The 6,677-nt window shown below is 65.6% G+C and carries 7 protein-coding genes and 1 tRNA gene; 4 read left to right on the top strand and 4 right to left on the bottom strand.

Annotation, left to right across the window (positions count from 1 at the left end):
• A partial coding sequence (locus IIB36_19980; GenBank protein ID MCH7534020.1) for a hypothetical protein occupies nucleotides 1–831 on the bottom strand: 831 nt, incomplete at its 3' end.
• 423 nt (nucleotides 832–1,254) lie between these two features.
• Here IIB36_19980 and IIB36_19975 point away from each other — a divergent pair.
• Genes IIB36_19975 through IIB36_19965 form a run of 3 tightly spaced genes read left to right on the top strand, consistent with a single transcriptional unit; the run spans nucleotide 1,255 to nucleotide 2,598 of the window.
• Nucleotides 1,255–1,857: an AbiEi antitoxin N-terminal domain-containing protein gene (locus IIB36_19975; GenBank protein ID MCH7534019.1), complete on the top strand. Its 603-nt coding sequence runs from the start codon at nucleotides 1,255–1,257 to the stop codon at nucleotides 1,855–1,857.
• Nucleotides 1,854–2,345: a nucleotidyl transferase AbiEii/AbiGii toxin family protein gene (locus IIB36_19970; GenBank protein ID MCH7534018.1), complete on the top strand. Its 492-nt coding sequence runs from the start codon at nucleotides 1,854–1,856 to the stop codon at nucleotides 2,343–2,345. Before IIB36_19975 ends, IIB36_19970 begins: the two co-directional genes overlap by 4 nt.
• A gap of 55 nt (nucleotides 2,346–2,400) precedes the next feature.
• Entirely contained in the window at nucleotides 2,401–2,598 is a 198-nt protein-coding gene (locus IIB36_19965) for a hypothetical protein (protein MCH7534017.1), read from the top strand.
• A 97-nt stretch (nucleotides 2,599–2,695) separates the two neighbouring features.
• On the opposite strand, the gene IIB36_19960 is transcribed toward IIB36_19965, so the two are convergent.
• The 3 genes from IIB36_19960 to IIB36_19950 are packed head-to-tail and all read right to left on the bottom strand — an operon-like array spanning nucleotide 2,696 to nucleotide 6,126.
• Nucleotides 2,696–3,982, bottom strand: a complete 1,287-nt coding sequence (locus tag IIB36_19960) for a VWA domain-containing protein (protein ID MCH7534016.1) — start codon at nucleotides 3,980–3,982, stop codon at nucleotides 2,696–2,698.
• Between the two features lie 58 nt (nucleotides 3,983–4,040).
• Nucleotides 4,041–5,021, bottom strand: coding sequence for a WYL domain-containing protein (locus tag IIB36_19955; protein ID MCH7534015.1), 981 nt, complete (start codon nucleotides 5,019–5,021; stop codon nucleotides 4,041–4,043).
• Nucleotides 5,008–6,126, bottom strand: coding sequence for a WYL domain-containing protein (locus IIB36_19950; protein MCH7534014.1), 1,119 nt, complete (start codon nucleotides 6,124–6,126; stop codon nucleotides 5,008–5,010). Before IIB36_19950 ends, IIB36_19955 begins: the two co-directional genes overlap by 14 nt.
• 279 nt (nucleotides 6,127–6,405) lie before the next feature.
• Between IIB36_19950 and IIB36_19945 the strand changes: the two genes are divergently transcribed.
• Nucleotides 6,406–6,479, top strand: a tRNA-Ile gene (locus tag IIB36_19945).
• Nucleotides 6,480–6,677: the final 198 nt, after the last annotated feature.

The following is a 6,677-nucleotide window of genomic DNA, read 5'->3' as shown; positions in this document are numbered from 1 at the left end:
GGGACATCCCTGGAACTCCGTGGGCGACGACGGCTCCACCTGAACGTGCACGAGTCCGGCCGCGGGCCACCAAATCGCGCCTTCGAGAAGGACCTGGGAGTCCGAAGCTCGCTCGAGAGCCTTCAGCTCCTTTGTATGTCTAGACATCACCATCGCCGAGACCGCGGCGTCGAAGGCGTCTTCGCCCGAGGCCGCCACATCGACCATCGCGTGCGGGAGCTCCGGGAACGCTTCCCGCAGGTAGGCCAACCGAGCCTCGGGGCTCGACTTCACGACCGGTCCGGTGAGTAGCCTCGGGTAGATCTCGATCACCATCGGCCGTATCGGCTCGTGGAACGGCCAGACCGAGAAGTCCGCCGCGTGCAGCGCGCCGAGGCACGGCATCCCGCGAAGCGATCCCGTCCCTACCGCCCCCGCGCCCCCGATCTGGAAGACGCTCTTGGGCGCCGATCCGCCCACCCGGGGCGATTCCATTTCTGTGCGCCTGAAGTGCTCAGGCAGCTCCGGCTTCTTCCTTCCAGGCCTGCCCCAGAACGGTGGCTCACATTCCGCGAGCCATGCCTCACCGTCCTCCGTCACGATCCCCCAGAGATCTTCAACTCGCCTCAATCCACGCTGGCGGAAGAACCACTGGGGCACCGAAAAGGCAAAGTCCAAGCCGACCACGAGACCGGGGTCGCGTTCGGCTTCGGTGACGAGCTCGTCTACGATTTCCTCTCGCGATCGTCCACACTCCAGCCGCACGAGTCGGCCGTCGCGGACCTCGGCCAGCCAGATCTTGGAGCGTGCGCCTTGCTTTGCGCCGGACCAGTCGATGGCGATGTGTCTCATGGGGTTAGGGGTCCCATCGAGCTATCCCCGAGTCCCGGGGCGGAGGACATGCTTCCTGACCCAGCCCCTCGACGTTGCACAGTTCTGATCGAAACCTCAAGTCGGTCCACCTGGTCTACACGGTTCGGTTCTCGAGGCGAATCTACGTGCTGCGTTCGTTTCAGAAGAGGTCGAAGAAGGGCAGAATGCAGCCACGCGCCCTCGCCCCTTGTCCGAGAGACCGGCGCTCGGCTTACCAAACCAAAGCCCGGTTTACCTCGAATGCGGAGCCCGGATGGTGAGCAGTAACTCAGCGTCGTCGATAACGCGGTACGCGACATTCCTGAGGAGTTCTGGCGCGGCCCGGCGGAGGGTTTAACTCTCCACTGAGTACTAAACGTCGGGGCTTATACATATATACCGACGATTTGGTATCTTCATGGCATGACAGCTCCGAAGAGGGATCAGGCCCTCCAACTCATCCGAGAACTGGGCATTGTGCGGCCCGTCGACCTCGAGACTCACGGAATCTCTCGCGGACTGCTGTATCGGCTGGTCCGGGAGGGCCAGGTCGAGCGGCAGGCTCGGGGGATCTATGTTGCCGCGGGCCATACGCTGACTGCGGGCCATACGCTTGCTCACGTAGCCAAGCGACTACCGGCAGCAGTCATTTGTCTCCTCACCGCGCTACGCTTTCACGAGCTGACGACCCAGAACCCCGCCGAGGTGTGGATCGCACTGCCCGAGAAGGCGAGAAGGCCGCAGCTCGACTACCCGCGGCTCCGCGTTGCCCGGTTTTCGGGTCCGGCGCTGACCGAGGGGATCGAGACGCATGAACTCGAGAAGATCCAAGTCCGCGTGTATTCGGCTGCAAAGACCGTCGCCGACTGCTTCAAGTATCGCCACAAGATCGGTGTCGATGTCGCGGTCGAGGCTCTGCGCGACTACAGTCGCCGTCATCGCGGTGGCGCGGCGGATCTGGCGCGCTTCGCTCGCATCTGTCGTGTAACGCGAGTCATGCAGCCCTATCTGGAGGCGATCGCGTGACCGGCGAGAAGAGGAACCTTCCGGCCTCCGTCGCCGCGCGACTGCTCCACCGAGCAAGGCAGAGGGGTGACGACTACCAGACACTGCTTACGAGCTTCTGTCTCGAGCGCTTCCTCTACCGCCTCGGTGCCTCGGAGGTGCGGGACCGCTTCGTGCTCAAGGGCGCCATGCTCCTCCGCCTCTGGTCGGATCAACCCTACCGCGCCACGCGGGACCTGGATATGCTGCGGACGGGGGACGGCTCGTTCGCGGCCATCCTCCGAGACTTCGAGACGATCTGCGCCACGCCCGCCGAGCCGGACGCCGTCGAGTTCGATGCGGGCACGGTCCGGATCGAAGCCATCCGGGCCGGGGACGAATACGCTGGAACACGGACCATACTGCCCGCGCGCTGCGGAACGGCCCGCCTGAATCTGCAGATCGACTTGGGACTATCTGGCGGGACACTTCGCATTCGATCGCGCGACTCTGGTGGAGGCGGTTCGTAGGACCTTCGAGCGTCGGCGGACACCGATCCCGGAGGAGAAGCCAATAGGTCTCACGGTGGAGTACTGGAAGAATCCGTCGCGGCCCGCCCAGGTACGGGCGTTCGCACGCCGCGCCGGCATCGCCACCCCCGACGATCCAGGGAGAGAGTTCGCGGAGGGGATCGGTGCGTTCCTGCTGCCGGTCCTCGATGATCTACGCGGCGGTGGCGGGCGTGAGGGGAGTTGGCCGCCGGGCGGGCCGTGGACCCCATGAACCGCGGTTTCCCAAGCGGTCTTCGCCGATCTCCTCGACGTCAGCCTCTCCACGGTGCGCGTCTGGGGAGCTTCCTTCACGAGCACGAGGTAGCGGTCTAGCGCTCACCCCCCGACCGCCGAATCCTCTGCGAAGCTTCCTTACGGCTCCGGTAGCTGTCATACGAGCGCTGCCGCATGTACTTGGAGTCGGCTTCGCTGACCTGCTCCGTCGCCATCAAAGCCGACATCGAGTGCAGGTCGCTCACCTCCTCGTCGAGACGCGCGTCATCGAACCCGGCATCGATGATCCGGTCGCGCACCGCCCTGAGTTTCTCCGCGCCTGCGAGCGAGTCCCCGCGCTCGCGCGCTTCCAGAGCCTCGGTGCGCGCCCGGGCGGCTGCCAGGAAGAGCACCTCGCGGCGAACCTCCGGCTCCACGTGTCCGCCTTTTTCAGGTGTGAGCGTGAGCGGCAGCTCGATCGTGCGCAGCTCCACGCCGCCCTCCTTTGTGAGCACGTGCGCCTGCACGGTGATGCGCGCCAGGTCGGCCTCTTTGCTCGCGCCGTCCTCTCCCTCCGTCGCCTCCGGGGGGATCAGGAACTCGGCCAGCACCAGCCTGGGCTCGCGCGCGTACAGATCACCGACCTCGAGCGTGAGCTTCTCTCCCTCGGCGTGCGACGGATACTGGTGCAGCACCTGCAGGAAGTCCGCGTCCACGCCGGGCTCGACCGTCACGCGCACGTTCTGCGCCGAGAGCGAGAGCAGGCCTTCGAGCTCTTCTTCGAAGACGCCGGCAGCCTGCTCGATCTCCTCGATGTAGTAGGTGGCGCCACCGCCGGCGTCGGCCATGTCCGAGAGCAACTGCTCGTCGAACTCGATACCGAATCCGATGGTGGTGGTCGTGATGCCCGCCTCCTGTCCGGCCCTGCACAGGCCGACGAGCGTATTGGGGTCCGTGATACCCACGTTCGCGTGCCCGTCCGTGAGCATGAGCACCCGATTCACGCCGCCCTCGACCAGCCCGTCGGCCACTAGATCGCGCGCGCGCAGCCAACCCCCGCTCAGGTTGGTCGTACCGCCGCACCGGATCCCGCCGATGAGCTCGCTCGTATTCTCCCGATCCTTGCCGGACGCCGGCACCGCGATGACCTCCACCTGATCGTCGTACGCTACCACGCTGACGACGTCCTCGAGCCACAGCCTCTGAACGAGCATCGCCGCCGCATCGCGCGCCGCGGCCAGCTTCGGCCCCGCCATCGATCCCGAGCGGTCGAGCACGAGTGACAGATTGAGGGGGATGCGCTCTCGGTCTTCGGGCTGCTCACCCTCGATGCGCAGCAGCAGTCGAACCAGGAAACCGCCGTCGGCTACCGGCTCGTGATCGATCAGAACGGATGTTTTCATCGGGTACCTCCATCGGAGTTGATGGAGGAAAGCTGAGGGGGGGGTGTGACAGTGCAGCCTAACCGGCCAACGCCCCCATCCTGGCCCGTACCATCTGCCTCAACTCTTCCGGCTCCACGATCTCCGCGTCCGACCCGTACTGCAACACGTGACTGAGGATCCACTCTGGGTCCGCGACGTGATGACGGGCCGTCACGCTCCCGTCGTCGTGCTGCTCGAGCGATGCGTTGCCGTGTGTGGCGCGCTCCCTGATCCAGCGTGCCACGCGTGGGCCGTACCTGACCAGCACGTCGATGTTCGCGTCCGCGAAATAAATCTTGCCCCCGTCGACGAACGCCGTGGCATCGAAGTCATCCGGAACCTCGAAACTGCCGTCGGTCGTGTCGGACTCGAGCACACGATCGATCCTGAAGACGCGCACGCCTTTGCGAGTGCAGCAGTAGCCGACCGTGTACCATGAGCCCTCCGCGTAGGCCACCACGTAGGGATGGATGACGCGCACCTCCGCGTCCCCGGCGCCCGGCCGCGTGTAGTGAATCGCGCAGGGGATCCGATTCTTCGCGGCCGCGATGAGCGTCTCCCGGTGTCCCGCCTCGTCGGGCCAGTGTTCCGGCGCCGTGAAACGCTCGGCCAGCGCCTCTTCGTTCGTGGTGCCCATGAAGGCCTCCGCACGGGCGAGCAGCGCGGCGCGAGCGTCCGCGTCTCCCAGCCGGCTGGTGGCCACGGTCCCTCGTAGGGCCAAAGCGAGGCAGAGCGTCTCCCGTGCGGAGAGCTTCACGGGCCGGTCCAGCCCACCCGTGCGCAGCACGCGAACGCGATCCGACTCGATCAGGATCTGCACGTCGTCGGGCCACCCACCAGGGTGGTAGAACACCCGGTTCGTCACCTCCTCGATATCCTCTAGGATGGTGCCCTCCGACGCTCCGAGCTGCGCGGCGAGTTCGGGCAACGAAGCGCCCCCGTGCCTGCTCGCGGCCGGCAGTACGTGAAGCAGCCGTTCGAGGCGGTCCCGGGCCGTCGTGCCGTCAGGCATCCCCATCCCCACCCCCTCCGTGTCGTTCGATCACGCGTGAGGCCATCGCTCGGAACTCACTCCGAAGCGATTCGGGGCCTTCGACGGTCGCATCACCCGCCATGCTCAGGAGCCAGCGGAGAAACGGGTCGCGTCGATGAATGTCGAAGGAGCGTACCTGAGCGCCGTCCTCGTGCTCGGTCACGAGACGGCCGTGGCCGTTGCGTTCCGCCCAGAGAGAGCGCGGGAACTGGAAACGCACAGTCGCTTCGAGCGATTCTTCCGGGTCGCCGCCCAGCTCCCATGCGCTACGGCCCACGAAGTGCTCGAGCCTGAAGTCGGGGGGGATTTCGTAGTCGGGCGTGCCCGGACTCGACCGGTTGGCTGTGGCGCCCCGCATGCGGCTCACGCGGAACATGCGAACCTCGTCCCGCGCCTCGTCGTGGCCTACCAGGTACCATCGCCCATGCTGGAAGAAGAGTCCAAGGGGCCGGACCGAGCGTCGCTCACTCGAGTCGCGCGTCATCGTGTGGTACTCGAAGGCCACCACCTTGCGAGCCAGTAGAGCCTTTGAGAGCGCCTTCAGCGTGCCCGAGGACGCGATCGCTTCGGGCTCCTCGACCTGCAGGACCGCGGTTGGGTCGAGCAGTTCCACATCCAGGTCGAACGCCAGCTTCCGGAACGCGGAGCGCGCTTCTCTCGCCAGGGGGAACGCTGGGAGCGAGGCCACCTGTTGCAGGCCGTCGAGTGCCGCGCCCGCCTCGTCCTCGGTGATCTCGAAGTCCGACGGGGAGCCCGACGGAAGCAGGTCCGCTGCTCCGGCCTCCGAGACGAGCCTCAGGTAGGGCAGGTGGAAGTTCTTCTTGGCGAGCCGGTACCCCTGCAGCTCCTCGGCACCGTGGCTGATCGTGTAGGTGACCGTCTCGATCGGGATCCCCAGATCCCTCAGCTCGTCCTTGTCGCGCTCGAACATGCGGCGGATCGACTGCTTGTCCTTCGACGACCCCTCCAGCCCAGGTGTGTAGGCCGGCACGTTGGCCCAGACCTCATCGACCGGCGCGGGGAAGTGACGGCTCGCCAGGTACGCGATCATGTCGAGCCAGCGCTGGAGTTTGGTGGGTGTGTCGGCCATGGGCTCGAGGGAGAAGTCATCCCAACACATGCATCCCGGCACGTAAATCATAGGGTGGGTGTGTGACGCTGGGTCGGGTCCGGGATGGACGCGGGCAATGTATGCTGCGCCACCGAGAGTGTCATCCGTCCGGTGATCCATGCCTAAGCCGGGAGGGCGTCACGCGACAGGTGGAAGGCGGGGCCATGCTCCTCGGACTTGCGCTATTCGACGACCTCGAGCGCCTTTACTGAAGCGGTTGAGGTAAACCATTGAGCCGATTAGCTTTTTCGGCTCTCGGGGCCTGTAGCTCAGTTGGTTAGAGCGCACGCCTGATAAGCGTGAGGTCGGAAGTTCAAATCTTCCCAGGCCCACTTAGTAAGTATAAGCCCCGTATGGCCTTACGGCCTGCGGGGTTTTGCTGTGACAGAAAAGGCCTGAGGTCTGTAGCAGAAGCTGTGACAAAAGCGGGCGCTGGGTGCGCGGCCGTCGGGCTTTCTTGCTCGGTCAGGAGGCTCATCCAGTCTGCCAAACGTTTCGTCACGGGCGACTAGCTCCCTCGGGACGGCGTC

This window comes from Gemmatimonadota bacterium, from assembly GCA_022560615.1.
Lineage (GTDB): Bacteria > Gemmatimonadota > Gemmatimonadetes > Longimicrobiales > Gaopeijiaceae > UBA1138.
Note: the sequence above shows the minus strand (reverse complement) of the source record. Positions and strands in the feature narration are given on the sequence as shown.